Source organism: Flavobacterium sp. NKUCC04_CG, from assembly GCF_019345525.1.
In the GTDB taxonomy this organism is placed as follows: domain Bacteria; phylum Bacteroidota; class Bacteroidia; order Flavobacteriales; family Flavobacteriaceae; genus Flavobacterium.
The window spans coordinates 1-25,675 of sequence record NZ_JAHKRA010000026.1 but is presented as its reverse complement, the minus strand read 5'-3'; the positions used below and the strand labels follow the sequence as shown (position 1 = coordinate 25,675).

Below are 25,675 nucleotides of genomic sequence, written 5' to 3'. Positions count from 1 at the left end.
ATGGAATTCCCTTCAAAATTATTAGAAAAAGCAGTAGAAGAAGTGTCGCAACTTCCAGGTATTGGAAAGCGTACTGCTTTGCGTTTGGTTTTGCATTTATTAAAGCAAGCCCCGGATCAAACGACTCACCTGACTCAAGCATTGCTTCAAATGCGCAACGATATAAAGTTTTGTAAAAAATGTCACACCATATCCGATGTGGAAATTTGTCAAATTTGTGCTAACCCAAGCAGAGATGCTTCGACGATTTGTGTGGTTGAGGATATTCGCGATGTAATGGCTTTGGAGAACACCCAGCTTTATAAAGGAACTTATCACGTATTGGGTGGGAAAATATCACCGATTGATGGTGTAGGGCCCAGCCAGTTGAATATTGCTACCCTTTTGGAAAAAGTAAAATCGGGAAAAGTAAGAGAAGTGATTTTTGCTTTGAGTTCGACTATGGATGGGGATACTACTAATTTTTACATTTACAAACAACTGAAGGAATATCAGGTATTGACCTCGACTATTGCTCGAGGTATTGCAGTTGGCGATGAGTTGGAGTATGCAGATGAAGTAACTTTAGGACGTAGTTTGATGCATCGAATTCCGTTTGAAAGTGCTTTTAAAAATGTATAGCCTATTTCTCGAGTCTTAAGGTCTTTTGAATTGACTATTTTTGCACAAGATGTCGAATAGATTAGGGTGATGTGGATGGTTTACAATTAAATACTGATTTTTAATTATATTTGGCCGCGTGAAAAACACACTAAGAAACTCAGAAGCCCATTATTGGAATCATCATGAAGAAATATTACCTCTATTCTCTACTAGTACTTACTTTAGCTTGTAAATCAGAACCTAAAGACGTAGTTGGTCAAACAACACTGCCGCAAACGAAAGCATTACAGCAAGAATCACCTATTATAAGTGAACGGATAAATGGGACTGCTACCGTTTTGGCTGAAGCAGATGGAAGTGCCCTATTTGAATTATATGATAATACCTTAATTGAATCGACCCCAGAAAAGAATAATCAGGTTCAGATTATGGTGTATGCCGATTTAAAACCAGAGGAGTTTGATTTGACGACAATGGAAAAAGGTCGTTATTTGATTAGTGCAGGGGATACCATAGGCAGGGTTTTAAAAACACATGAAGTGAGTACCGGACAAGGGGCTCATACTTTTGCAATGCTGTTTGGATCTATAGCTAAAGATAAAATCAAGCCAGAAACGGTAATCGAAAACAGGCTGGTTCAAGAGCTGAAGGAAAGCAACAGAACATTTAATCATTGGGAAACTTTTATTAAAAACTTCGAATTGAGTTCGGATGCCTTTGAGTATAAAAACTTTCAAACCTATTACAATTTTGAGAATGCTATAGAGGACCCTTCTCCAGGCTTTAGAATAGTCTTGCTGTTTGATGCAAAAAAAATGGTGGGAATTATACATTCCAGACCCTTGATGCTTGACGAATTTACGACGCACCAATTAGATCGAGGTTACCAAGTGTCTTTCTTTGCTGATTTCCCAAAGCAAGAGCAAAGAGATTTTGTTCGTTTTATAAATACTTGGTTTGAAGGTGTTGATTAAAATAAATGACGAATAAAACTGGATTTAAAACAGTTCAACGATTTTAGATTTGATAAAAAGAGCTATAAAATAGAACCGCTGTAGATTTTAATCTGCAGCGGTTTTTTAGCGTTTCGTTTTTCGTAGTTATATAGTTGTTTAAGCTTTAAGACTATATAACGAATGTTTTTATTGGAGCAATTGATGGACTGTCATTTTGACCTTTGCTATTATTTTAAAAAAAGGAAGTGAATTAAAACATAAATCCATTTTTTAGATTAATCTAATTTTGTACTTTTGTTAGACTAAATAACAAAAAAATATTGTAATGAATCTATCCGATCTCAAAAAAGGTGAGAAAGCCTGTATCGTTGCCATTTCGAAAGCCTGTCTGCCAGAAGTACATCAGCGATTTCTGGATTTGGGATTTGTCAAAGGAGTGGCGATTGAAATTCAAAATATCAGTCCTTTACGTGATCCGGTAGCTTACAATATTCACAATACTTTAATTTCTTTGCGATTGGAAGATGCGCAAATGATTATTATTGAGAAATTAGAAGAAAAGATATCATGATGAAAACCGCTTGTGATAGTTGCGACTTAAATACGACCTCTGATTTACGTCGATTGGGAGATTTATCGGGAAAACACGATTATACTATAGCTCTAGCGGGAAACCCCAATACGGGAAAAAGCACTATTTTCAATGCTTTAACGGGCTTAAAACAACATACAGGTAACTGGCCAGGAAAAACGGTTACCCGAGCAGAGGGAAGTTTTTCTTACCGTGAGCATCAATATAAATTGATTGATTTGCCGGGAACTTATTCCTTGTTATCCACTTCGGAAGACGAAGAGGTTGCTCGGGATTTTATACTGTTTGGAAGGCCCGATGTAACAGTTGTTGTAGTAGATGCTGGTCGATTGAATCGCCATTTGAGTTTAGTGCTTCAAATACAACAAATCACGACCAAGGTCATCGTTTGTTTGAACTTGATGGATGAGGCAACTCGTCATGGTGTAGATGTTGATGTTCGGGCATTATCGCGCGATTTAGGGGTGCCTGTTATCCCTACTTCTGCCAGAAATAAAGAAGGTATTCAAGAACTATTGTTGGCAATTGATCAAATCGCTACAGGAAAAATCTCACCTAAAAGTAATCCTATTTTTGGAATTCCCGTAGCTTCTCAAAGAGCTGTTGAGGCTGTATCGAAAAAATTGTTAGCATTGGATCCCGATCTTCCAAGTGTTTCGTGGTTGGCTATGCGTTTGATTCAAAATGATGAAAGTATTAAAAGAGCATTAGTAAGTGGTGCTTTTTCGGAAGTTATTGATGCCGATTCTATTTTAGAGACCTTTGCCTTAGCTAAAGCATACAACGAGGAGCTCGGAATGCAATATGCTGATAATTTAGCAGAAGCTCTTTTTTCTCAGGTAGCTAAAGTGGTTAAGAGCACGGTGACTACAGCAGGAAATCCGCGCTCATTCCGAATAGATCGTGCTATTGACAATGTTGTAACCAGCAAGATATGGGGTTTTCCCATTATGTTATTGTTGTTAGGTCTTATTTTATGGCTCACCATTGTTGGGTCAAACTACCCGTCTAGTATGCTGTCTAATTTATTGTTAGACCAAGTTTATCCCCTTTTAAAAAGTGGTGCAGCCTATGCGCAATTTCCTTGGTGGTTAAGTGGTTTTCTAATTGATGGTGTTTATTTGGCTACGGCTTGGGTGGTTGCGGTCATGTTGCCGCCTATGGCGATTTTCTTTCCCTTGTTTACCTTATTAGAAGACTTCGGGTATTTACCGCGAGTTGCCTTTAATTTAGACAGAATATTTAAAAAAGCTGGTGCACACGGAAAGCAAGCCTTAACCATGAGTATGGGATTCGGCTGTAATGCTGCTGGAGTAGTTGCAACAAGAATCATCAACAGTCCTCGTGAAAAATTAATAGCGATCATCACCAATAATTTTTCGTTGTGTAACGGACGTTGGCCCACGCAAATACTTATTGGAACCATTTTTATAGGTGCTTTAGCCCCACCTTATTTGTCGCATACCATTTCTACTTTAGCTGTAGTTGGTATCGTGGTTTTAGGTATTGGGTTTACCTTTTTTACTTCTTGGCTGTTGTCGAAAACCATGCTTAAGGGAACATCTTCCTTTTTTACCTTAGAACTACCGCCATACCGCCCTCCAAAGTTTTGGCAAACGGTTTATACTTCGTTAATCGATAGAACACTCATCGTTTTGTGGAGAGCTGTTGTTTTTGCAGCTCCTGCTGGAGCTATTATTTGGCTTATTAGCAATATTCACCTGGGAGGGGGAGATAGCTTAGCGGTTGTAACGATTCATGCACTGGACCCTATAGCAATGATTATTGGACTTAATGGTGTTATCCTTTTAGCCTATGTATTGGCAATTCCAGCCAATGAAATTGTAATACCTACTATATTGATGTTGACCGCAATGACGCTCGGTGATCCCAATTTGGGTTCAGGTGCGGGAGTGATGTTTGAGGTTTCTGATGCGGAAATTGGCACTATCTTACATCAGGCGGGATGGACTACTTTAACCGGGGTCAATTTAATGCTGTTTAGTTTGTTGCACAATCCTTGCAGTACTACAATTTATACCATTTATAAAGAAACCAAAAGTGCGAAATGGACTTTGGTGGCTACAGTGCTTCCAATCATATACGGAATCCTTGTTTGTTTTGCTATTACCCAACTTTGGAAATTCTTATAAAAATAAAAGAGGGTGTTTTAGTCTGGGGTGATTTTAGCTTGATTTATTGAGGTATATAGCAACAGACTATATCTGACCCTAAAAATATGATTAAAGGTACTAGTTTAGTGTTTAGGTTTTAAATCTATTAAAATGTCATTAAAGAAAATAGTGGTGATTTTTGTTTTGGTTGGGGCATTAATTGTATTTGGTGTTCAAATTCGTAAAACGTATTTTTATAATCCCGATAAAGTTATCGGACAAGCTATAGATAGTTTAAAAGGAGTGCGAGTATATTATAATGGTGGTGTAAACCATGTAGGAAAGCGAAATCTCACGGTTGATAATTATAATCTAGGTTTGGAATACCAATGTGTAGAATTTGTTAAACGCTATTATTTTGAGCGTTTTCAACATAGAATGCCCGACAGTTATGGAAATGCGAAAGATTTTTTTGATCAGCAACTTGCCGATGGTGAGGTCAACAAAAAGAGAGCTCTTCTTCAATTTAAGAATCCGAGTGTACTACCACCAGAAACGGACGATTTGTTGGTTTACAGTCCTACTATTTGGAATAGGTTTGGGCATGTCGCCATAGTTGCAGCAGTTTACACAGATTCTATAGAGATTATTCAACAGAATCCAGGGCCTAATGCGGCTACAAGAGAAAGATATGCATTAAGGAAATTCGAGGGAAAGTGGCAAATAGATAATTCTAGAATATATGGCTGGCTACGTGTAATAGATGAAAATAATACGGAAATGGTTACGCAATAAAAATATAAAAGTTGAAGGTAAAGGCGAAGTCAACACGGCACTTAGTGTCTCTATTCTTCATCGGGTTAAGGCATAAAAAAAACGTTGGTTAATACCAACGTTTTTTATTTTCTTTTGAACTGGCCGATTTTCTTGATTTCGGACTGCTTTTTGCTGCGGGTTTTTTTTCTGCTTTCGGTTCAGTTGCTGCCGTATTCGGTCTGCTACCACTGCGATTTGCAGGTTTTTTCTTCGCATTTGCAGAAGAATGGGCTTCTTCCTTAAGCTCTTCGTCTGTATAGGGAAAAGGATGATTGTCAACTGTTTTTACATGAACATTGGTCAGCTTTAAAATATCCTTCCAATACGGTTTTTCATCAGCACTACAAAATGAAAGAGCGATTCCCTCATGTCCAGCTCTACCGGTACGACCAATACGGTGTACATAGGTCTCTGGAACATTGGGTAAATCAAAATTGATTACATAAGGTAATTGATCAATGTCGATTCCACGTGCCGCAATATCTGTTGCTACCAATACCGTAGTTTCTTTTGCCTTAAAACTTTCAAGTACCCTCTGTCTGGCCGATTGCGATTTGTCTCCGTGAATGGCTTCGGCTTTAACACCGTGCTTTTTCAGGGCTTTTACCACATTGTCCGCACCGTGTTTGGTTCTACTAAATACCAACACACCCGACAGATTTTCTTCACTGATTAAGTGATATAGCAGTTTACGCTTGTTGAGTTTACTTACAAAATAGATTTTTTGCTTAACCGTTTCTGCCGTAGAAGAAACCGGTGAAACCGTAACGTATTTTGGAGATTTTAATAAGGTGTCTGCCAATTCTCTAATTGCCATAGGCATGGTTGCAGAGAACAGCAAGGTTTGTCTGTTGTCTGGCGTTAATTTGACGATTTTTTTAACATCGTTGATAAAGCCCATATCCAACATTTGATCGGCTTCGTCCAATACCAAGAAATGCAAATCGTCTAAATCGATGAATCCTTGTTTGTTTAAATCCAATAAACGGCCTGGAGTTGCGATTAAAATATCTACTCCTTTTTTTAATTGATCGACTTGAGTGACTTGTGATACCCCTCCGAAAATCGTTAATTGAGTTAAGTTGGTGTATTTTCCGTATTGTTCAAAGTTCTCTCCGATTTGAATAGCCAATTCACGAGTAGGCGTAACGATTAGAGCACGAACTTTTTTTGCTTTTTTGCTTGAACCAACCATGTGGTGCAAGTGATTTAGAATAGGAATAGCAAACGCTGCTGTCTTTCCCGTTCCGGTTTGTGCACAACCAACCAAGTCTTCCCCTTTTAAAATAATAGGAATAGCTTTTTCCTGTATAGGAGTAGGTGTGGTATATCCTTGATCAATCAAGGCGCGTTGTAAACTTTTATTTAGAGATAATTCTTCGAATGTCATATATTTAATTGTAGGCTTTTTATCAAAAGCATCATTGAATCTTGCAAAGATAGTTTATTTCAGTTACAGCATGGTTATGATAGGTAGGCTAAAGAAGTAAAATTGCGATTTTAGTTAACCATCTCACTATATCTATAGCGGTTGCGTAGGTTTAAAAAAAAACACCGATGTGAATCGGTGTTTTAAGTTTATTCGGCATCACCGATTAAGATATCTAATATAGTAATTGCGGCTTCACTTATTTTGGTACCTGGACCAAATACAGCTACTGCTCCAGTATCAAACAAAAATTGGTAATCTTGAGCGGGAATAACTCCGCCTACTATGACCATAATGTCGTCTCTTCCGTAATTTTTTAATTCTTGAATAACTTGAGGTACCAAAGTTTTGTGACCAGCAGCTAAAGACGAGACACCGAGAATATGTACGTCATTTTCTACCGCTTGTTTAGCGGCCTCAGCAGGTGTCTGAAATAGGGGGCCTATATCCACGTCAAAGCCAACATCAGCATAACCCGTTGCCACTACTTTAGCACCGCGATCGTGTCCGTCTTGCCCCATTTTGGCAATCATGATACGCGGGCGACGCCCTTCAATCTTAGCAAATTTATCTGCTAAAACCTTTGCTTTTTCAAAACTAGCATCATTTTTTATCTCTTTACTATACACACCGCTAAAGGATTTAATTTGTGCCTTAAATCTACCAAAAATTTCTTCAAGTGCATCACTTATCTCTCCCAAAGTTGCGCGATGTGTTGCGGCTTCAACGGCCAACTCCAGTAAATTGCCTTTTCCCGATTGGGCAGCTGCCGTTAATTTTGCTAAAGATTCTTTTACTTTTACAGGGTCTCGTGTGGCCTTGATATGCGCCAAACGTTCCAATTGTTGTTTTCTAACCGTTTCGTTATCTACTTCTAAAATATGTAGGGGATCTTCTTTTTCTAAACGGTATTTGTTAACTCCTACAATCGTATCCTGACCGCTATCAATACGCGCTTGCTTGCGCGCCGCAGCCTCTTCGATTCTCAATTTAGGAATTCCTGCTTCGATAGCTTTAGTCATACCACCTAAGGCTTCTACCTCTTCAATTAATGCCCAAGCTTTATGTGCAATTTCATGAGTTAGGTGTTCTACATAAAAACTACCTGCCCAAGGGTCAACTGTTTTAGTGATTTTGGTTTCTTCTTGTAAGAAAATTTGTGTATTTCTCGCAATACGTGCCGAAAAGTCGGTAGGTAAAGCAATGGCCTCATCCAAAGCGTTGGTGTGTAAGGACTGGGTTCCTCCAAAAGCAGCAGCCGAAGCTTCTATACAGGTACGAGCCACATTGTTAAAGGGGTCTTGTTCAGTTAAACTCCATCCCGAAGTTTGACAATGTGTTCTCAAGGCCAGAGATTTATCGCTGCTCGGATTAAATGGTAATAGTAATTTGGCCCACAGCATTCTGCCGGCGCGCATTTTGGCAATTTCCATAAAGTGATTCATACCAATAGCCCAAAAGAATGAAAGACGAGGTGCAAATTCGTCAATTTTCATCCCTGCTGCCAATCCTGTTCGAATATAATCCAAACCATCGGCTAATGTATAGGCCAGTTCAATGTCTGCGGTAGCACCTGCTTCTTGCATATGATAACCCGAAATCGAAATCGAATTGAATTTAGGCATATTTCTACTGGTGTACTCAAAGATATCCGCAATTATCTTCATCGAAGGTGTAGGCGGATATATATAAGTATTTCGAACCATGAATTCTTTTAAAATATCATTTTGAATAGTACCAGACAACAATTTTGGATCCACTCCTTGTTCAATTGCCGCAACTATATAGAAAGCCATTATCGGTAAAACGGCACCATTCATCGTCATCGAAACAGACATTTCATCTAGTGGAATTTGATCGAATAAAATCTTCATATCCTCAACACTGTCTATAGCGACTCCTGCTTTTCCAACGTCGCCCACTACCCGTTCATGATCGGAATCATAACCGCGATGTGTTGCCAAATCAAAAGCGACCGATAGTCCTTTTTGACCTGCGGCCAAATTTCGCCTGTAAAAAGCATTACTTTCTTCTGCTGTAGAAAATCCTGCATATTGACGTACTGTCCACGGTCTGCGAACATACATGGTTGCATAGGGACCTCTTAAATTGGGAGCAAATCCAGCGGCAAAACCTATGTGTTCGAGATTTTCGATGTCTTGCGACGTATATTTTTCTTTAACTTCAATGCCTTCAGCTGTAGTAAAAGCGGACGAAACCGATTCTCCTGCTGGTAAAACATCCAGTTGTAAGTGTTGTAAATTCTTTCTCATAGTTAGTCCTTATTGCGCGTTGTTTTTTTCAGCTTCCAATCGTTGCTGTTCCAGATTCTCAGCTAATCGCCTCTCGATAATAGGTACGATTAAGGTTTTACGTGGATTGGATTTTACAAACGGGAATAGCTCTAAATCATGAGCCATTTTATCTTGAGGATTGGGATATTTATTGGTTCCTAAAAGGGTTTCCTTACCGCTGTCAAATAGCGTTTGTTCCTTCTGAGCACTTTCATTGATTTTACGTTGTACCGTACCTTCAATAAGTTGTGTAATAAATCCTCCATTAGCTTCAATGTCCTTAAATAATTCTAAGGCTTTCTCCGCTAATTGTTGGGTTAGGTTTTCAATATAATACGAACCTTCAGCCGGATTATCTACAATGTCAAAGTAACTCTCTTGCTTTAAAATCAATAATTGATTTCGCGCAATGCGATCGCCAAATTCATTGTCTTTATGGTATAAGGCATCATAAGGTAAGTTGGTCACTACATCTGCGCCACCTAATATAGCACTCATACATTCTGTAGTGGTGCGCAACATATTGACGTTATAATCGTAGATGGTTTTATTGCGCTTGGTAGGGGAGGCTAATATTTTAAAGCTAAAATCGGCTTGATACTCTTTTCCAACTAGCTGAAGCAACCAACGCAAGGCGCGCAATTTGGCAATCTCAAAGAAGTAATTAGTACCCACAGCTACTTCAATTAATAACGGACCAGGGTTGTTTTCTATACGATTCAAATATTCGTTGGCATGGGCTAAGGTGTATGCTATTTGCTGCACCATATTAGCACCTGCGTTCTGATATAAAGAACTATCAACGCTGAGTAGATGGACCTTTAAGTTGGTTTGGTATAAGTTGTTTAAAATTTTAAAATCACGGTCAAGATTGGAATACCAGTTACCATCTTTTGCCAATTGGGCAATAGGATCTACTTGAATCCAAATCGTTGCGTTGCGGTTTATAGCAATTGCATTAATTTTTTGAATGTATTCCAAATCTAAAAAACCTAAAGACAAAAAGATTTCTACGGTTTCTATAGGTAAGGATGCCAGCAACAACTCCAGATTAAGACTTTTATCTTCGACAGTAAAACGCAGTACTTCCGCTCCACGTTCTAAGGTTTTTAACGCTCTTGAAATCGATTTATCCACATCAAAAACAAAGATATCTTGGAGAATGCTAAAATTCGATATCGATGTTGGTATCGGCTGCGGTATTTGCGTATCGTCAAAATGGTAAAAGGGACGTACTTTTATTCCTTCCAGACTTTCCCAAACCAAAGTGTCGTTATAGTCGGCTCCTTTGAGTTCGTATTGAATCAGATTTTTCCACTCTTTAGAAGAAACTTTTTCAAAATCTTCAAATAATTTTTTCGTCATAAGGGTAATTTTATGGAGTTGTGGCAGTATTTAAACTGTCAAACTCTATGATATAAATATCTTCATTGTCGCGCTTCATATAATACTTTTCTCGGGCATATTTTTCCGTAGCCTCACCGTTTTTTAATAGCTTTATAGCTCTTTGGTCACGGATTATCTCATCTTGAAAATACGTTTTATTGTTTTCGAGATCATCGGTAATCTTGTTGAGAACACGATGTTCTAAAAACGAGTAATTATCGATAAAAAGCATCCAAATGATAAAAAAAAGACCTACCAGAAAAAAGCGATTTCTCAGCAATTTGGGGAATTGGAATTTTCTCTTCTTTTTTTCGATTTCTTCCTCCATAGTTAGTAGGCTATTTTTTGGTTGATCACTGTTCGAACCATATCAATGGCAACGGTATTATAAGTGTCATAAGGTATAATGATATCTGCAAATGCCTTAGACGGTTCAATAAATTGTTCATGCATCGGCTTTAAAGTGGTCTGATAACGATTTAATACCTCTTCCATGTCACGGCCTCTATCCGCTATGTCGCGTTTTAAACGACGGATCAAACGCTCGTCTGAGTCCGTATGCACAAATATCTTAATATCAAAGATGTCTCTCAATTCCTGATTGGCTAATATAAGGATTCCTTCAACAATCATCACCTTTCTCGGATGGGTAAGTACATAATCGTCTGTTCTGTTGTGCTTAACAAAGGAATAGACCGGTTGATTAATACTGTTCCCAGCTTTGAGCTCTTTTAAATGTTCTGTTAATAGATTGAAATCAATAGATCGAGGGTGGTCAAAATTGATCAAAGCACGCTCATCAAAATTTAAATTATCCGTGGCTTTATAATATGAGTCTTGAGAAATAATGCCTACTTCTGCTCCGGGTAATTCATTCATTATCTGATGTACTACGGTGGTTTTTCCACTTCCTGTACCTCCTGCTATTCCTATAATTAACATCGTCGATTTGTTTTTGCAAAAATAGGAATTAATCTAGCAGCTTGGAAGGTTTTTCTGCTAAAAATAGGAGACGACTTTAGGAACGACTTGTTTGTTTTTAGCGATTTGACCTGCTATTTTGGGTAGCTTGCCCAATAAAGTGGACTAAATATTTGTTAATTGCTATTTTTAATCGTTCTAAATAGCTATATTTGATTTTAAATAATTAGAAATTTCTCGTTAGAAAATTTCTTGAAATATCAGTATATGGCCGTAAAGACAGACTTAATTGCAAGAGTGTTTTACTTAAAAAACAGAACATATCTCACTCCAAATTATATTAGAATTACCTTGGAAAACGAATTTGTTAGTGAATATAAAAATACTACTATAGGAGTTAACAATAAAATATTTATTGCTCCGGATGGCTTAGACAAGGTTTATTTACCGGAGTTTGATTCAGAAAAGATGGACTGGATACCCGTTGCTGCAGAATTAACCCCTCTACGTAGAACCTATACACATCGGGGGATTAATCTAGAAAAAAATGAAATCTATATAGATTTTGTAGCACATGGTGATGAAGGACCAGCTTCGGCTTGGGCAATTCATGCGCCCATTGGGGCAGAATTGGGAGTGGTTATGAGAAAAGAACCCCAGACTTTATACGAGAAAGCAGACTGGTATTTGCTTGTGGGAGATGCTACGGCTATTCCGGTATTGGGTGCTATTTTAGAAGATTTGCCTAAAACGGCCCGTGGAATCGCTTTTATAGAAGTGGAGACTGTAGAAGACATACAGCAACTCGAAACCGGATCTCAAGTTGAAATAAAATGGCTTATTAATCCTACACCGGGTGAAAACAGTATGTTGACTACTGAGGTAGAGCAAATTGTTAAGGATTTAAGCGAAGCCTCTAAGTTTGCATATGTTGCGGCAGAGTTTACTTCGGTTAAGGAAATTAGAACTCTTTTGAGAAAGGAACACCAATGGACTGCTGCGGAATTGCAAGCCTACTCGTATTGGAAACACGGAAAATCCGAAACCAGTTCAGAGACCGATAGAAGAGCAGAAAGAGCCGCAATTACCTAGGTTTTTAAAGAACGTATTTTTAGAAAGAGTCGCTCGTTTTTATTAGGCACTATTTTTGATGTTTTATAAAGAGACTTACTTTAATACGAGCTCTGAAAGGAGTTTGTTATTTAGATATAGTAAAGAGGAGTCATCACTAATGAGTCTGTTTAATTTAAAAATAAAATATATGAAAAGATTATTTGTTGTATCGGCTGTTTTGACTTTTATGTTGGTTTCTTGTACTTCATCAAAAAAGGATGGAAATGTCGGTGAGGTCGATTCGCTGACTCCTACTAATACGGAAGTAGTCGATATGCATAATGCAGAAAATGCACTGGATATCGTTGGAATTTATAAAGGGACTTTACCTTGTGCGGATTGTGAAGGTATAGAAACGACCGTTGAACTAAATGCTGATAACAGTTATAAGGTTACCACCTTGTATTTAACCGAAAAGAAAGGGGACAAAGAGTTTGTTGAAAATGGTGTATGGGAGATTAAGGTAAATACGATTACTTTAAAAAATTCTGCACAAGATGGACAACCAAATACCCGATTTTTTGCGGGAGAAAATACGCTTACCCAATTGGATATTGAAGGAAAAAAGATAGAAGGTCCTTTGGCGGAGCATTATGTATTAAAAAAATAACCTGATAGTAAACTATTTTAAAGTCTCGCTAAATGCGAGACTTTTTTGGTTAGTGAATTAGGGTATTTTGTTTCTAAATAGCTAAATAACAGTTAATTATTTGTTTTTCGGGTTTAATTTTTATATATTGAAAGAATGGCTATATAGTTAGTGGTAGCCTTGTTTCGGAATTAATAATTAATATTTTACAACGTATGGTTTTTAAAAAGATATTGGCCGCAGGTAGCGGTGTATTGGGGTCACAGATTGCTTTTCAGATTGCTTTTCACGGTTATGAGGTTCACGTTTATGATATCAATCAGAAGTCGATTGCTTTTGCCAAGGAAAGATTGACTAAGCTAAAGGATAATTATAAACAAGATTTGAATGCAACACAACAACAAGTAGATGCAGCGTATAACCGCATCACCTTCTTTACAGATTTAGAAAATGCAGTGGATGACGTGGATTTAGTGATCGAATCGGTACCGGAAAATCCCGAAATTAAATTGGATTTTTATAAACAATTAAAAGCAGTTGCTCCTGCAAAAACCATTTTTGCTACCAATACATCTACTTTGTTACCAAGTACTTTTGCTGCTGCTACAGGACGTCCAAAAAAATTCTTAGCCTTACATTTTGCCAATGAAATTTGGAAAAACAATACAGCGGAGATTATGGGGCATGATGGAACTGATGCTGCGGTTTTTAAAGAAATCGTAGGCTTTGCTAGAAGCATTGGTATGATTCCTTTAGAATTGCATAAAGAACAATCAGGATATCTTTTAAACTCCTTGTTGGTACCTTTATTAGGTGCGGCAATGGATTTAATTGTCAAAGAAGTTGCCGATATTGAAAGTATTGATAAAGCATGGGTTATTGGTACTGGGGCTACTGTAGGACCTGGAGCAATATTTGACACCGTGGGATTAAATACCGTTTATAATATCCATAAAATGAAAGCTGAAAAATCAAAAAAACCTTGGGATGAAAAGGTGGTTGCCTACATAAAAGAACATTTTATTGATACTGGAAAGTTAGGTGTTGCCGAAGGACAAGGATTTTATAAATATCCTAACCCGGCTTTCTTAGAACCCGATTTCTATAAAAAATAAGTATTGTAGACACAAAAGAAAGATGACAAATAGTTTACAATCCAAGTTTTAAAAAAGCGGAATTACTAGTAGTTCCGCTTTTTTGTATTTACTTAATTTTTTTTCTGTGTTTTCGCATCATTAATAACCAACTTATAAAGGTTGTAGTAGATAGAAGTAACCAGAATAAATCGACAAATAATAAATCGTCGTATCCTTTTGCATAACTAATCCAAAACCAGTTTGAAGTCATAATACCATTGGTTGTTGGAATGCAAAAGCCAAAAATACTACCAAGTAATAAGGTGTCTCTAGTAGTGATAAAATTGTTTTTTCGTATAATGAAATACAGCGAAAACAACAACCAACCCCAAAAGTAAAAATGATAAATAAAACTTTGACCTGCCGGATGAATAAGCTTTACAGCAACAAAAATCAGTGCAGTCATCGGATACATACTTAAACATACTGCTAAGTAAATATGAACCAACCATTCGTTAAATAGACGTTTTTTAAGCGGGATGTTTTTGCGGTCTCTGGCAATCAACCAAATCATAACGCCTGAAATAATGACGAAACAACTGGCTATACCCACTAAAAAGTAAAGTATTTTTAAGGCATATCCGCCATAGTTTCCAAAGTGTAATTTGTATAGCAAACTCTTGACGATTTCGCTATAAGATGCATCATCCATCGGTTGCTTCTCTTCGATTACAGCTGCGGTTTTAACATCAAAGACAATTTTGCCGTTTCCGGTTAGTTTCGTCGAGTTGTGTACTTGGCCTTCAAGGCTAACGGTCATGCTTTGATCGCCGTAATTTTGAAGTGTTACACGAGTGATTTTTGAGTTGTTCCACCTCTGTTGTGTCTGATTTAAAAAAGGTGTTAAATCAAATGGTTTTGCGAGTGGTTTGTTTTCAAGTGGAAGGGTCTTAGCATCGGAATATCCCATATCGGCATAAAGCGCATCGCGGTTTCCGTTATATAGAAATTCTGTAACAGGTGCCGTAAATACAATATTAATCATATAATAAGCGCCGGTAACTGCAAAGATAAACTGGTAAGGTAATCCAATGATTCCCAAAGCGGTATGTGCATCTGTCCATAGGGTTTTCAATTTGGACCACGGACGAAATATGTAAAAGTTAGAGACTATCTTATTCCAATGTAATAAAACACCTGTAATTATGGCAAATAAGAAGATAAAAGCAACAAATCCGGCTAAGTGATAACCGTAAGGGTAAGGAATTTGGGCAAAGAAATGCAAACGATATAGAAATTCTCCCAAAGAATAAGAGTCTATATAGGTTGAGGTTTGATTCGTTTGGTTGTCTAATATAAAAAAAGTACTGTCGCGACCTCGTTTACCCTTTCTTTTTTTGGTTTTTTCTGCCAACGGTGCAACGACACTGTCTTTTTTAGCTCCGAATTGGATGCCTATTTTATTGTTTTTCTCTGGTAGATAAAAGGTGATATCGCGTGAATATAAGCTTTGCTCTTGATCCAAAGAATCTAGAATAGATTGAAACCGAATGTCGGTAACCGCATTTTTTACTTCTAAAGTATTTGCTTCCCAATTGTTTATTTCACTTTTGAAAAAAGAAAAAGATCCTGCGAAAAAAATCACATAGAGCAAAGCACTAATAAAAATACCACTGATTGTATGGGTATGGAAGAAAATATTGTAATTTCTATTGTTCATCGATGTTTAGTAAGGATTAAAATAATAGTTGGTAGGCAAATGGACTGAAAAACACTAGGCTGATTAGCAGGTAAACACCCCAGATTTTCCATCCGTTCTTTGCTAAAAAAGCCACTACAAAAAGGCTTGCCCATATAATAAAACTACTAAAAGCCATGGTTACGAGAAAGCTTTGAGGAGCTAACCATAAACCCAGGAATAAGTGTAAGGATGTAGTCACTAAATAACCGCCGATAAGGCCTGCTGTTAGCTTTAAAAATTTTTGAAACGGGCTGGATAAATATTTTGTATTTGCAGGCATCAGTTAAAAATTAAAAATTCGGAGACTAGTAAGAAAGCGACTATAAAAAGGAGGTGTATCCATTTTAGGAGTTTAAGTGGGCTCAAAATAACTACGGCGCTCGCTATAGCCATCAACAAGACTAAAAAACCAAAAGTACCCGCTTCAATACCGTCTAAGGAAATAAAGATGAATAGGCTTACAATAATCAGAGCTAGCCCTATAAGACGGGCGAGCCGGATGTGGTGTTGTAACCAAATCTGTATGGAGTAGTTGTGGCTTAATGTGGCTTTTTTGGACGTATTAAATAAACTGTAGAAGCCTAAAAAGCAACATAAGGCAGCGATGGTGTACATAATCGTATAAAGATTTTTTGGATTATCAAATGCTAGATTCTAGCGTCGGCCTGGTGATTAATAAAATAAGTGGCGCAATTCCAGATAAACTCGTAGGGTAATTGATTAAACGTTCCCGGTGTTTTGTCGATATGGATCACTTCAACGGCATAAGATGTTTGCCAAGGTAAAGTAAGCGTGATTTCTCCTTTTTCGTCGGTTTCTTGTTCTTTGCTCCAACCGTCTTTAAAAAACACCATCACTTTACTCTTAGTTAGTGGGAGGTTTTTAAAACGTACCTGAAGTGTTATTTGTTGGTTTACGGAAGCCGTTTCTATAATTTCTAGACCGTCGTGATTGGTGTGGTGGTCGCTTTTATTACTTTTTCCAACATTGATTTTTGCCTTAGCATGATATTGTGGTTTATAAATGCCAAAATTGTATTGAGTACTATCGACTATTTCCATTTTTTTATTGTCTAAATAAACGATATAAGTACCTGCTTTTTTGGGTGTATACACTGCTTCATAATGGTCGCCATTGGCAATCGTTTTTAATTCTTTTTTCTCGCCATCAGGGTCGATCAACCACAATTCGAAATCCTTTACCTTTAAAAAAGCCGCATTGGATGCCTCTTCGATTTCATTATATGCAAATTCCCCATATTTTACTTTTATGATTTGCTGTTTATTTTGAGCTGTTTGAGCTGGAGTTTCAATCCATAGATAGTGGGAAAAGGCCTCGGTGAATGGGGATAATAGAAGAAGTAAAATCAGTATTTTTTTCATAATTAAAATTTAAAATAGGTTTTTTTAAGATGCATTTATTTAAGTAATCAATCACTATAATTATTAAGTCTAAATAAGAACAAATGTATGTTATAAAATAGTACAGCACAAACTCTTTTTTTTAATTAATAGATTTTTATTTTAAGTAGTTGTTATTCAGTAATTTGATTTGTTTGTTTTTCTTTGTTTTTCGTTTTAAATGGAAATATGCTGTGCTTTTGTAAGCGAGACTTTTTATCACATCAAGTAATTTCGGATAGGAAAGGTGGAAATAGAGATTTCTAAACGAGTTGTTAAATTGAGTTTTCTTTCTACTTTAGAATTTGCGATAAAATTTTATACTAGGCATACGATACTGAGTGGAATGGCAAATTGTTTTTTTAATGTTTTTTAGTTTGATTGGTGTAGAAGTCGGATTTTTAAATATATTTGCTTGTAATAAAAACAGAGTAAATGAAAAATTGGATTATAAAAAAGGGAAAGAAGCAATACTTACGTCGTACGTCGTGAGCAGCTTTCCTATTTGTTGAATCCAACACATATATAAAAGGCTTGTCATCGCGACAAGCCTTTTTTTTATTTTAAAATGATTGATAGTGTTATGAAAGTATTAAAATTCGGAGGTACCTCAGTGGGCAATCCAGAGCGAATGAGAAATTTGTTGAAATTAATCGAAACGCAAACTGCGGATAAGCATATTGTTGTACTGTCTGCGGTGGCGGGTACAACTAATGCTCTAGTGTCAATTAGTGAAGCTTTTAGCAAAGGAGAAAAGGATAAGGCTATAAAGCAGCTAGCGGAATTACAAGATTTCTATATGGGGTTTATCGAGGAATTGTTTGATACGGAAGGGGGATTAGCTCATGGACAGGCCTTAATAACACATCATTTTGATTTGCTAAAAGGACTTGCGCACGATTTGTTTACTGAAGTTGAGGAGCGAATAGTTTTAGCACAAGGCGAGTTGATTTCGACGGCCTTATTTCATTTTCATTTAAAGGAAATCGGTGTACACTCTGTTCTTTTACCCGCTTTAAGCTTTATGAGAGTCGATGTAGAACACGAGCCAAGCATGGATCGTATCCAACATGATTTAGTCAATCTACTAGATAATCATCCCTTTGCAAAAATATTTATAACTCAGGGTTTTATCTGTAGAAATTCTTTTGGAGAGATTGATAATTTACGTCGCGGCGGATCGGACTACACCGCGTCACTAATCGGAGGAGTGCTTCATGCGGAAGAAGTACAAATTTGGACCGACATAGATGGTTTTCACAATAACGATCCGAGGTTTGTTAAGAATACAAGACCGATTGAAAATTTAAGTTTTGATGAGGCTGCAGAATTAGCCTATTTTGGGGCTAAAATTTTACATCCACAAAGTGTTTTTCCTGCGCAGCGTTATAAGGTTCCAGTACGATTGCTGGACAGTTTGTTACCCGAGGCGAAGGGAACTTTAATAAGTGATGAAAATAAAAATAAAGGAAAAATTATTGCTGTTGCGGCAAAAGATGGGATTACGGCAATTCGTATACACTCCAGTAGAATGCTTATGGCCTATGGTTTTCTGAGAAGGGTATTCGAGGTTTTCGAACGTTACAAAATACCAATTGATATGATTACAACTTCGGAAGTCGCTGTTTCTATCACTATAGATAATCGGAAATTCTTAGAAGAGATTATTGCTGAGTTGACTGTTTTTGGTGATGTTGAGGTTGATGATGACCAAACGATAGTTTGTATCGTTGGCGATTTTGGTTCGGAAACGCACGGGCATATTACTCGTGTAGTTGAAGCGATAAAACATATTCCCGTTCGAATGATTTCTTATGGGGGTAGTAATCACAATATCTCTTTGCTTGTGGATACAAATAATAAGATTGAGGTATTGAGATCACTTCAAAATAGATTGTTTTAATTTTAAGGACCTATAATTATGTGGACACCATCAATAGTATCGGCCTTGGAAAATGCCGAAACACCCTTGTATTTTTATGATATGGTCTTGTTGAAAAAGACCTTAGCTGAGATCATACAGACTTCAAAAGTTTACGACTTTCACGTTCATTATGCACTGAAAGCAAATAATAACACAAAGGTTTTACAAATAATTCAGGAAGCGGGTTTGGGAGCCGATTGCGTTAGTGGTAATGAAATAGAACTCGCGGTAGAGCATGGGTTTAAAACGAATCAAATCGTTTTTGCAGGAGTTGGTAAAACAGTGAAGGAAATTCTCACAGCGCTTAAACATCAAATCTTTTGTTTCAATGTGGAATCCGTGCAGGAGTTGGAAGTTATTGCACAATTATGTCTCGAAAACGAAACAACCGCTCGAATAGCGCTACGAATAAACCCGAATGTTGATGCGCACACCCATCACTATATCACTACGGGACTAGACGAGAATAAATTCGGAATTCTTACACATGAATTGCCTTTGTGTTTAGAAATAATAGAAAAGAATTCGCAATTGCAATTGTGTGGACTACACTTTCATATTGGTTCGCAAATAACCGATCTCAATGTTTTTAAGAGCTTGTGTGTTAAGGTGAACGAATGGAATAGGTGGTTTATAAATCGTGGTCATGAAGTAAAGGTGCTCAATGTAGGGGGAGGCCTGGGAATTGATTATGACCAGCCCGATGCTGTAGGTATTCCCGATTTTGCAGTATTTTTTGCCATTTTCAATCAATTTTTAGAACGAAAACCCGATCAACAAATTCATTTTGAACTCGGTCGTTCCATAGTGGGACAATGCGGTTCCTTAATCAGCCGCGTTTTGTATATTAAAAACGGCTTAAAGAAAAACTTCGCTATACTGGATGCGGGAATGACAGAACTATTACGCCCATCACTGTATCAGGCATATCATAAAATTGAAACTGTAAAACGTCATTTGCAGTCAGAAAGTGAAATGATTTACGATGTTGTTGGTCCGATTTGTGAAAGTAGCGATTGCTTCGGAAAAGAAGTTCGACTAGCAGAATTAAATAGGGGCGATTTAATTGCCATTCGTTCGGCAGGTGCATATGGAGAAGTTATGGCGTTACGATATAACTTAAGGGCGCCATTGAATTTTGTTTACCTTGAATAAGTAGTATTAAATAATTTCACTAACGAGGCTGTCTTAAGGGATAGTCTCGTTTTTTTTATAGGGATTTCATATATATAAAGGAGTATTCCCCTTTTTTGAAAAGAAGGACGGCCTGCTTTGTCGAATGTATTCAGAACATTCCTGTGGGACTTAGGCTGCTAGGAATCAATTGTATCGAAACTATATTATTGGGCGGTTTTGTGGTGTGATGAAAATCGGCTTTAGCAGTAGCACAAATTTTTGTTAAAACATATAAATAGCTTGCTATTAAATTGCTCGCAATGTAATTTTATGCAATCAAAAATACATCATGGACCATTTAAAACTACAAAATCAGCTCTGTTTTCCTATCTATGCTTTGTCTCGACAAGTCACCTTGTTGTATAAGCCCTTTTTAGAGGAACTCAATTTGACCTATACACAATATCTGGTTTTATTAGTTCTCTGGGAAAAGGATTCCATTTGCGTTCGAGATCTGGGTGAAAAGCTCTGGTTAGACAGCGGAACGTTAACCCCTTTGCTTAAGCGAATGCAAGAGAAGAAGCTCATTGAGCGGAATCGATCTTCAGAAGACGAGCGTCGGGTTGATGTAAAATTAACCCAAGCAGGTATCGATTTAGAGCAATGTGCAAGTCTAATTCCTGCCAAGTTAAATGAGTTGTTTGAATTGAATACAGAACAAGCGAATCGCTTAAGGCTGGAGTTAAAAGACTTGTTGGATATAACGAGTCGAAAATGTACGAATAAGGAGAAACTATAATAGTACTGGGGTATTTGTCTTTGGTTAAAAAAGATTAGAGAACCTATGGATGTAGTTTTAGATTATAATTAATTAATAATAAAAACAATATGGAATTATTAAATGCATTAAAATGGCGTTATGCTACAAAAAAATTCGATGCTTCTAAAAAGGTTTCGGGAGAATTGGTTGAACAATTGTTAGAAGTGGCACATTTGGCGCCAACTTCTTCGGGTTTACAACCTTTTAAAGTACTTGTTATTACGAACCAAGCAATAAAAGAATCCCTAGTAGCGCATTCTATGAATCAGCAACAAATAGCAGACTGTTCACATCTATTGGTGTTTGCGGCATGGGATCGTTATACGGCAGACAGAATAGACGGGATTTTTAATAAAACGACTTCAGAAAGAGGGTTACCGCAAACAGCAATGTTGGAATACGGGAACAAAATAAAAGACTTATATCTCAATCAATCTGCGGAAGAAAATTTTGTACATACTGCAAAACAGACGTATATTGCTTTCGGTATGGTTTTAGCAGCAGCAGCGGAATTAAAAATCGATGCAACGCCAATGGAGGGATTTGACAGTGCGGCATATGATGAATTGTTGCAATTAAAAGAAAAAGGACTGAAATCGGTAACCATAATGCCGTTGGGGTATCGCGATGCGGATAACGATTGGTTGGTTTCTATGAAAAAAGTTCGTCACGACAAAGGTGATTTTATCATCGAAGTAAAATAAATAAGAATCGATTACTAAAAATTGATTTAAAGAGAGGTATGGAGTTCAAAAAAATTACAACTGCTGGAAGTGGAGTTTTGGGTGCACAAATCGCTTTTCATGTGGCATTTCAGGGATATCAAGTAGCGTTATATGACTTAAGTAATGAGGTTTTAATGCGAACAAAAATTCGATTTTTAGAACTAAAAGAAGTGTATAAAAAAGAACTCCACGCTTCACAACAACAAGTTGATGAAGCCTTTTTAAGAATCGCTTATCATAACGATTTACAAGCGGCGGTTGAAGACGCAGATTTGGTCATCGAATCCGTACCTGAAGATCCTCATATAAAAAAAGAGTTTTATAGGCAACTCGCCGTTTTAGCTCCTGAGAGAACCGTTTTTACGACAAATTCTTCCACTTTAGTTCCCAGTATTTTTGCTCAAGTTACAGGTCGACCTGAGAAGTTTTTGGCGATGCATTTTGCCAACGAGATTTGGAAGCACAATACCGCGGAAATCATGGGACATAAAGATACGAATTCTGATGTTTTTGATGGCGTAGTGGCCTTTGCTAAAAGCTTAAATATGGTACCATTAGAACTGAGAAAAGAACAGTCGGGATATATACTCGACAGTTTGTTAATGCCTTTGTTAAGCGCTACGATGAATCTGTTGGTCAATGAAATTGCCGATGCGGAAACTATTGACAAGGCATGGGTCATTGGATCTGGAGCAACGCTTGGTCCTTGCGCTATTTTGGATTTGGTCGGTTTGAATACCGTCTATAATATTCATAAAATCGGTGCAGAAAGAACGAAAAATCCATTGGAACTAAGGAAAATGGATTACTTAAAACGCAATTTTATCGATCAAGGAAAATTGGGTAAGTTGTCAGGTGAAGGCTTTTATAAATATCCCAATCCCGCTTTTGAGCAATCTGACTTTTATAAAGCAGAGTAGCGATGATGAGGTATTTAGATTTCTAAATTTGTCAACTTGGTAGTAAGATATAAGCAATAAAGCTTTTTTTATAATTTGTGTTTTATTAAGTGTTTCGTTGATAGTGGTTTACTGTCTGATGTGAGGAATAATAATAATTTATTGATGTTCAAAAGGGATTTTCTCTCGTTTTATTAAAAATTGTTACTTATTTTTGGTGTTAATCAATTTATAAACGGGCAGCACCCTTAATATTAAAACAAAATAGTATGAAATTAGGAGATATTGATGTAGTAGGTGAAATTATTGATTTGAATTTTCAATTGTTGAGAACTCAAATACTTTTAGAAGAGTTAATGAAACACAATGCTGAGCATTTAAAACTTCCGAGTCAAGAGGCGATGGCTGAGATAAATGAGTTTACCTTAAAATCCATACAAAAGAAATTTCCAAATATGAATATTGGGAAGAAAGACGAAGAAGCTGCGCAAGAATAAATAAAAAATGACCCTCTCAAAAGACGGTCATTTTTTATTTAGGGTAATGGGTATGGCATTTCTTATTCCAAATTACTTAAGATTAAGTATGCTATAGGTAGAACGATAAAGTGAGTCGTCTAAAGCTGTTTTTTCAACAAAATTCATCCCAGATTTTTCAGAGATTCGGATAGAGCTTAAATGAGTCGAATACATTCGTGTAATCACTTTATGGGCCTTTAGGTTTGTAAAACAATGATGTATTAAGCCCTTTGCTATCTCAGTGCCATATCCTTGATGCCAGTAGTTACTCGATAATATATAGCCAATTTCTAGTTCTTTAAAATCATCAAAGGAATTGTAGATTCCAGCTTGGCCTATAAAGAATCCTGTTGTTTTTTCAGTTACTGCAAAAACACCTATCCCATTCTGTATGTCTTTGAAGTTGTTACAGAACTTTTGTCTCAATTCTACTTCTGTCCAACTCGAAGGGTTATTGGGAATGTATTTCATGGTTAAGGCATCGTTATATATCGGCAAAAGCTTTTCTAGATGTGAGGAATCCAGAGGGGAAAAGTGTAAGCGTAACGTTTCTAACATGTCAGTGGTATTAAAAATTGGATTTATAAAGCAAGCCAGGAGCGCCATCGAATTCCAAGGGGCTATCCGATGGCAAACCTATTTTCTGAAGTACTTTTTGTGAGCTTTCGTTCTTTTGGTGTATGTGCTACGTCACGTTCCAAATAAATCTTATTGAAATGCAACTGTAATAGGAACTCAATGTCGTTTTGGGTTGCGGGTTTTGATGCTGGGTTTAGTGTGTGGCTCAATACTTGTCTTGATTAATGATTTTTAAAAATAGTACAAATACATATAATAGGAGATAAAAAATATTTTTTTTACAGAATAGTATTGTCTTGCTGTTTTCTAGAAAGAAGAAATTTCTTAAGGTTTGTGTTTGGAGAGCGTATTTTGTGGCGTTTCTGAACTGCATTTGGTGTATGAAATGTCGAGAATCTTCTTTTTTTCTCGTCGTGGCAACATAAGCGTTTTTATATAGAATAAAAAAGTCCTATTATAAATAGGACTTTGAGATGGTTTAATAGTTTTTTATTGACACAGTGTTGCGCTCCAATCCTGTTGGCCTCGGTCTAGTCTACATATATAACTCTCTTTGATTTCATCAACAACTGATTTGCCTTCTTTGTTTTTAATGATACGCATAATGACTTTTTTATCTTTTACGGAATCATCATTTAGGTTCTCTTCTAACAGTTGAACGATGGTTTTGCCATTTCCAGAAGAAATTTTTGTAATGCTATATTTGTAATTGCCTTCTGCTCCTTTTTCTTTAGGACTGTATGCTTGCATCATTTCTTCTTCGGACACTATTTTCCTTTGAGCTATGGTATTATTCAGTTTGTTGATAACCGAGTTCTCTATAATTCTAAATTCTTCGCTTATAGTCTCTTGAGGTAGTGTACTTTGGGCGGTGTCGATAACTGATTCTGTAATGGTTTCAATAGTCGTTTCTGTTTTTTTCTCCTGACAGCTGCTCAGAAAGAGCAATGCAAAAATAGGGAGAGCAAGGAAGTAATTTTTCATAATCGCTGTTTTTTTAAATGTATAAAATATTAGGGCATTAGAAAACATATTAAAAATACAATAATTAAATCAATTGTACAAGTATTATCAATAATTTAAAGCTCTTTAGATTATTTTTATATCATATTAGCGACTTTGGCTGTTATATCGTAATTTTTAACTTTAAGTTTGTGTTCTATGTAGCTCGTCTCATAATCTATTTTCTTACTTTGTAAGAGTGCTTTTTGAGGAATCGCTCTTTATATATAGGTATGGTTTTGATGTGCCTATTCGTCCATTCGTCCATTCGTCCATTCGTCCATTCGTCCATTCGTCCATTCGCGAATAAATTACAAAAAAGAGCAATTTTATACCCACAACGCTCCAAAGCGTATAAACGTATCTGCCCATCCGCGTATCCGCATTCACAAGCTCCAAAGCGAATTCGCCTATCTGCCCATCCGCGTATCCGCATTCACAAGCTCCAAAGCGAATTCGCCTATCCGCCCATCTGCTTATCTGCCTATCTTCATTCCCGAATAAATATCCAAAGACAGCCATTTTGCACCCACAGCACTTTAAAGCGTATAAACGTATCTGCCTATCCGCGTATCCGCGCTAAAGGTAAAGTAGCGGTAATTAGTCTGTTAAGAAAAGAGCATGATAAATACCAAAAATAAACTTCCAAAAGATTAGGAATGCTGATAAAAAGGCCTACTTTTGCACTCGCATTACCGCAGAAGTTCTTTGATTAACTGATAGAGATTAGAAATAGAAGCCGAGTTTAGATTTGGATTTGAATTATAAAGGAAGTCAGTGATAGTAACGATTGACAAGCGAAAAAGAAAAAAATATTTTTTTTCAAAAAGGCTTGCCAGTTAAAAAAGAAGTTGTAGTTTTGCAACCGCTTTGAGAGACAAGCGAAAAACAAGAAGACACGTTCATAGACATATTGAATTGACAGCAAATAAGAGAGAGTAAGGAAATCGTAAGATTTCAAGAATTAGCGCAAACTATCTAAACATATTAAAAAAATACGATGAAGAGTTTGATCCTGGCTCAGGATGAACGCTAGCGGCAGGCTTAACACATGCAAGTCGA

The 25,675-nt window shown here is 36.9% G+C and carries 24 protein-coding genes and 1 rRNA gene; 15 read left to right on the top strand and 10 right to left on the bottom strand.

Annotated features, from left to right (window positions below; translation table 11 throughout):
• From recR to KO524_RS14630, 5 genes are all read left to right on the top strand, one after another.
• On the top strand, window positions 1-621 hold the full coding sequence (gene recR / locus KO524_RS14650; RefSeq protein ID WP_219294978.1) for a recombination mediator RecR: 621 nt from the start codon (window positions 1-3) through the stop codon (window positions 619-621).
• Window positions 622-785: 164 nt separating this feature from the next.
• Window positions 786-1,577, top strand: coding sequence for a hypothetical protein (locus tag KO524_RS14645; protein ID WP_219294977.1), 792 nt, complete (start codon window positions 786-788; stop codon window positions 1,575-1,577).
• Window positions 1,578-1,884: 307 nt separating this feature from the next.
• Window positions 1,885-2,130: a FeoA family protein gene (locus KO524_RS14640; RefSeq protein WP_219294976.1), complete on the top strand. Its 246-nt coding sequence runs from the start codon at window positions 1,885-1,887 to the stop codon at window positions 2,128-2,130.
• Window positions 2,130-4,304, top strand: coding sequence for a ferrous iron transport protein B (gene feoB, locus KO524_RS14635; protein WP_219294983.1), 2,175 nt, complete (start codon window positions 2,130-2,132; stop codon window positions 4,302-4,304). Before KO524_RS14640 ends, feoB begins: the two co-directional genes overlap by 1 nt.
• A gap of 132 nt (window positions 4,305-4,436) precedes the next feature.
• Window positions 4,437-5,060 (top strand): CHAP domain-containing protein, encoded by a 624-nt coding sequence (locus KO524_RS14630; RefSeq protein ID WP_219294975.1) that lies wholly within the window; start codon window positions 4,437-4,439, stop codon window positions 5,058-5,060.
• Window positions 5,061-5,148: 88 nt separating this feature from the next.
• On the opposite strand, the gene KO524_RS14625 is transcribed toward KO524_RS14630, so the two are convergent.
• The 5 genes from KO524_RS14625 to udk form a co-directional block, all read right to left on the bottom strand.
• Complete coding sequence (locus KO524_RS14625; protein WP_219294974.1) at window positions 5,149-6,471, bottom strand: DEAD/DEAH box helicase; 1,323 nt, start codon at window positions 6,469-6,471, stop codon at window positions 5,149-5,151.
• A gap of 188 nt (window positions 6,472-6,659) precedes the next feature.
• Window positions 6,660-8,783, bottom strand: a complete 2,124-nt coding sequence (gene scpA / locus KO524_RS14620) for a methylmalonyl-CoA mutase (protein WP_219294973.1) — start codon at window positions 8,781-8,783, stop codon at window positions 6,660-6,662.
• Window positions 8,784-8,792: 9 nt separating this feature from the next.
• Entirely contained in the window at window positions 8,793-10,169 is a 1,377-nt protein-coding gene (locus KO524_RS14615; RefSeq protein ID WP_219294972.1) for a methylmalonyl-CoA mutase subunit beta, read from the bottom strand.
• A gap of 10 nt (window positions 10,170-10,179) precedes the next feature.
• Window positions 10,180-10,518 carry a septum formation initiator family protein gene (locus KO524_RS14610; RefSeq protein WP_219294971.1) on the bottom strand — a complete coding sequence of 113 codons (339 nt, stop codon included), beginning with the start codon at window positions 10,516-10,518 and terminating at the stop codon, window positions 10,180-10,182.
• A gap of 2 nt (window positions 10,519-10,520) precedes the next feature.
• On the bottom strand, window positions 10,521-11,132 hold the full coding sequence (udk, locus tag KO524_RS14605; protein WP_219294970.1) for a uridine kinase: 612 nt from the start codon (window positions 11,130-11,132) through the stop codon (window positions 10,521-10,523).
• Between the two features lie 246 nt (window positions 11,133-11,378).
• Between udk and KO524_RS14600 the strand changes: the two genes are divergently transcribed.
• From KO524_RS14600 to KO524_RS14590, 3 genes are all read left to right on the top strand, one after another.
• A complete protein-coding gene (locus tag KO524_RS14600) occupies window positions 11,379-12,203 on the top strand; it encodes a siderophore-interacting protein (RefSeq protein ID WP_219294969.1) in 825 nt (274 codons plus the stop codon).
• A gap of 169 nt (window positions 12,204-12,372) precedes the next feature.
• Window positions 12,373-12,834: a copper resistance protein NlpE gene (locus KO524_RS14595; RefSeq protein WP_219294968.1), complete on the top strand. Its 462-nt coding sequence runs from the start codon at window positions 12,373-12,375 to the stop codon at window positions 12,832-12,834.
• 194 nt (window positions 12,835-13,028) lie between these two features.
• Window positions 13,029-13,928: a 3-hydroxyacyl-CoA dehydrogenase gene (locus tag KO524_RS14590; RefSeq protein ID WP_219294967.1), complete on the top strand. Its 900-nt coding sequence runs from the start codon at window positions 13,029-13,031 to the stop codon at window positions 13,926-13,928.
• An 88-nt stretch (window positions 13,929-14,016) separates the two neighbouring features.
• Here the strand turns inward: KO524_RS14590 and KO524_RS14585 are convergent, their stop codons facing one another.
• Together KO524_RS14585 and KO524_RS14580 are read right to left on the bottom strand one after the other, a co-directional pair.
• Entirely contained in the window at window positions 14,017-15,609 is a 1,593-nt protein-coding gene (locus tag KO524_RS14585) for a PepSY domain-containing protein (protein ID WP_219294966.1), read from the bottom strand.
• A 668-nt stretch (window positions 15,610-16,277) separates the two neighbouring features.
• Window positions 16,278-17,012: a DUF4198 domain-containing protein gene (locus tag KO524_RS14580; RefSeq protein ID WP_219294965.1), complete on the bottom strand. Its 735-nt coding sequence runs from the start codon at window positions 17,010-17,012 to the stop codon at window positions 16,278-16,280.
• 601 nt (window positions 17,013-17,613) lie between these two features.
• Between KO524_RS14580 and KO524_RS14575 the strand changes: the two genes are divergently transcribed.
• The 6 genes from KO524_RS14575 (at window position 17,614) to KO524_RS14550 (ending at window position 23,011) form a co-directional block, all read left to right on the top strand.
• On the top strand, window positions 17,614-18,933 hold the full coding sequence (locus tag KO524_RS14575) for an aspartate kinase (protein WP_219294964.1): 1,320 nt from the start codon (window positions 17,614-17,616) through the stop codon (window positions 18,931-18,933).
• A gap of 18 nt (window positions 18,934-18,951) precedes the next feature.
• Entirely contained in the window at window positions 18,952-20,109 is a 1,158-nt protein-coding gene (gene lysA, locus KO524_RS14570; protein ID WP_219294963.1) for a diaminopimelate decarboxylase, read from the top strand.
• Window positions 20,110-20,467: 358 nt separating this feature from the next.
• Complete coding sequence (locus tag KO524_RS14565; RefSeq protein WP_255555279.1) at window positions 20,468-20,869, top strand: MarR family winged helix-turn-helix transcriptional regulator; 402 nt, start codon at window positions 20,468-20,470, stop codon at window positions 20,867-20,869.
• 89 nt (window positions 20,870-20,958) lie between these two features.
• Window positions 20,959-21,594, top strand: a complete 636-nt coding sequence (locus tag KO524_RS14560; RefSeq protein WP_219294961.1) for an NAD(P)H-dependent oxidoreductase — start codon at window positions 20,959-20,961, stop codon at window positions 21,592-21,594.
• 38 nt (window positions 21,595-21,632) lie between these two features.
• Entirely contained in the window at window positions 21,633-22,535 is a 903-nt protein-coding gene (locus KO524_RS14555) for a 3-hydroxyacyl-CoA dehydrogenase (protein WP_219294960.1), read from the top strand.
• A 248-nt stretch (window positions 22,536-22,783) separates the two neighbouring features.
• Window positions 22,784-23,011, top strand: coding sequence for a hypothetical protein (locus tag KO524_RS14550; RefSeq protein ID WP_219294959.1), 228 nt, complete (start codon window positions 22,784-22,786; stop codon window positions 23,009-23,011).
• A 72-nt stretch (window positions 23,012-23,083) separates the two neighbouring features.
• Here the strand turns inward: KO524_RS14550 and KO524_RS14545 are convergent, their stop codons facing one another.
• The 3 genes from KO524_RS14545 to KO524_RS14535 all read right to left on the bottom strand — a co-directional run bounded on the left by KO524_RS14545 (window position 23,084) and on the right by KO524_RS14535 (window position 25,135).
• The gene (locus KO524_RS14545) at window positions 23,084-23,590 is read right to left on the bottom strand and encodes a GNAT family N-acetyltransferase (RefSeq protein WP_219294958.1); all 507 of its coding nucleotides are present in this window, start codon (window positions 23,588-23,590) and stop codon (window positions 23,084-23,086) included.
• Between the two features lie 510 nt (window positions 23,591-24,100).
• Complete coding sequence (locus tag KO524_RS14540; RefSeq protein ID WP_219294957.1) at window positions 24,101-24,595, bottom strand: hypothetical protein; 495 nt, start codon at window positions 24,593-24,595, stop codon at window positions 24,101-24,103.
• A 204-nt stretch (window positions 24,596-24,799) separates the two neighbouring features.
• Window positions 24,800-25,135, bottom strand: a complete 336-nt coding sequence (locus tag KO524_RS14535; RefSeq protein ID WP_219294956.1) for a hypothetical protein — start codon at window positions 25,133-25,135, stop codon at window positions 24,800-24,802.
• A 475-nt stretch (window positions 25,136-25,610) separates the two neighbouring features.
• Between KO524_RS14535 and KO524_RS14530 the strand changes: the two genes are divergently transcribed.
• Window positions 25,611-25,675 (top strand): 16S ribosomal RNA (locus tag KO524_RS14530); the annotation flags it as partial.

Excerpts from the sequence above, each read along its gene's own strand:
- feoB (WP_219294983.1), top strand. The coding sequence starts at position 2,130 with ATGAAAACCGCTTGTGATAGTTGCGACTTAAATACGACCTCTGATTTA.
- KO524_RS14580 (WP_219294965.1), bottom strand. The coding sequence starts at position 17,012 with ATGAAAAAAATACTGATTTTACTTCTTCTATTATCCCCATTCACCGAG.
- recR (WP_219294978.1), top strand. The coding sequence starts at position 1 with ATGGAATTCCCTTCAAAATTATTAGAAAAAGCAGTAGAAGAAGTGTCG.
- KO524_RS14625 (WP_219294974.1), bottom strand. The coding sequence starts at position 6,471 with ATGACATTCGAAGAATTATCTCTAAATAAAAGTTTACAACGCGCCTTG.
- KO524_RS14590 (WP_219294967.1), top strand. The coding sequence starts at position 13,029 with ATGGTTTTTAAAAAGATATTGGCCGCAGGTAGCGGTGTATTGGGGTCA.
- KO524_RS14645 (WP_219294977.1), top strand. The coding sequence starts at position 786 with ATGAAGAAATATTACCTCTATTCTCTACTAGTACTTACTTTAGCTTGT.
- KO524_RS14545 (WP_219294958.1), bottom strand. The coding sequence starts at position 23,590 with ATGTTAGAAACGTTACGCTTACACTTTTCCCCTCTGGATTCCTCACAT.
- KO524_RS14540 (WP_219294957.1), bottom strand. The coding sequence starts at position 24,595 with ATGAAAAATTACTTCCTTGCTCTCCCTATTTTTGCATTGCTCTTTCTG.
- KO524_RS14535 (WP_219294956.1), bottom strand. The coding sequence starts at position 25,135 with ATGGCTGTCTTTGGATATTTATTCGGGAATGAAGATAGGCAGATAAGC.
- KO524_RS14610 (WP_219294971.1), bottom strand. The coding sequence starts at position 10,518 with ATGGAGGAAGAAATCGAAAAAAAGAAGAGAAAATTCCAATTCCCCAAA.
- KO524_RS14595 (WP_219294968.1), top strand. The coding sequence starts at position 12,373 with ATGAAAAGATTATTTGTTGTATCGGCTGTTTTGACTTTTATGTTGGTT.
- KO524_RS14630 (WP_219294975.1), top strand. The coding sequence starts at position 4,437 with ATGTCATTAAAGAAAATAGTGGTGATTTTTGTTTTGGTTGGGGCATTA.
- KO524_RS14555 (WP_219294960.1), top strand. The coding sequence starts at position 21,633 with ATGGAGTTCAAAAAAATTACAACTGCTGGAAGTGGAGTTTTGGGTGCA.
- KO524_RS14560 (WP_219294961.1), top strand. The coding sequence starts at position 20,959 with ATGGAATTATTAAATGCATTAAAATGGCGTTATGCTACAAAAAAATTC.
- KO524_RS14575 (WP_219294964.1), top strand. The coding sequence starts at position 17,614 with ATGAAAGTATTAAAATTCGGAGGTACCTCAGTGGGCAATCCAGAGCGA.
- KO524_RS14600 (WP_219294969.1), top strand. The coding sequence starts at position 11,379 with ATGGCCGTAAAGACAGACTTAATTGCAAGAGTGTTTTACTTAAAAAAC.
- KO524_RS14585 (WP_219294966.1), bottom strand. The coding sequence starts at position 15,609 with ATGAACAATAGAAATTACAATATTTTCTTCCATACCCATACAATCAGT.
- scpA (WP_219294973.1), bottom strand. The coding sequence starts at position 8,783 with ATGAGAAAGAATTTACAACACTTACAACTGGATGTTTTACCAGCAGGA.
- lysA (WP_219294963.1), top strand. The coding sequence starts at position 18,952 with ATGTGGACACCATCAATAGTATCGGCCTTGGAAAATGCCGAAACACCC.
- udk (WP_219294970.1), bottom strand. The coding sequence starts at position 11,132 with ATGTTAATTATAGGAATAGCAGGAGGTACAGGAAGTGGAAAAACCACC.
- KO524_RS14615 (WP_219294972.1), bottom strand. The coding sequence starts at position 10,169 with ATGACGAAAAAATTATTTGAAGATTTTGAAAAAGTTTCTTCTAAAGAG.
- KO524_RS14640 (WP_219294976.1), top strand. The coding sequence starts at position 1,885 with ATGAATCTATCCGATCTCAAAAAAGGTGAGAAAGCCTGTATCGTTGCC.
- KO524_RS14550 (WP_219294959.1), top strand. The coding sequence starts at position 22,784 with ATGAAATTAGGAGATATTGATGTAGTAGGTGAAATTATTGATTTGAAT.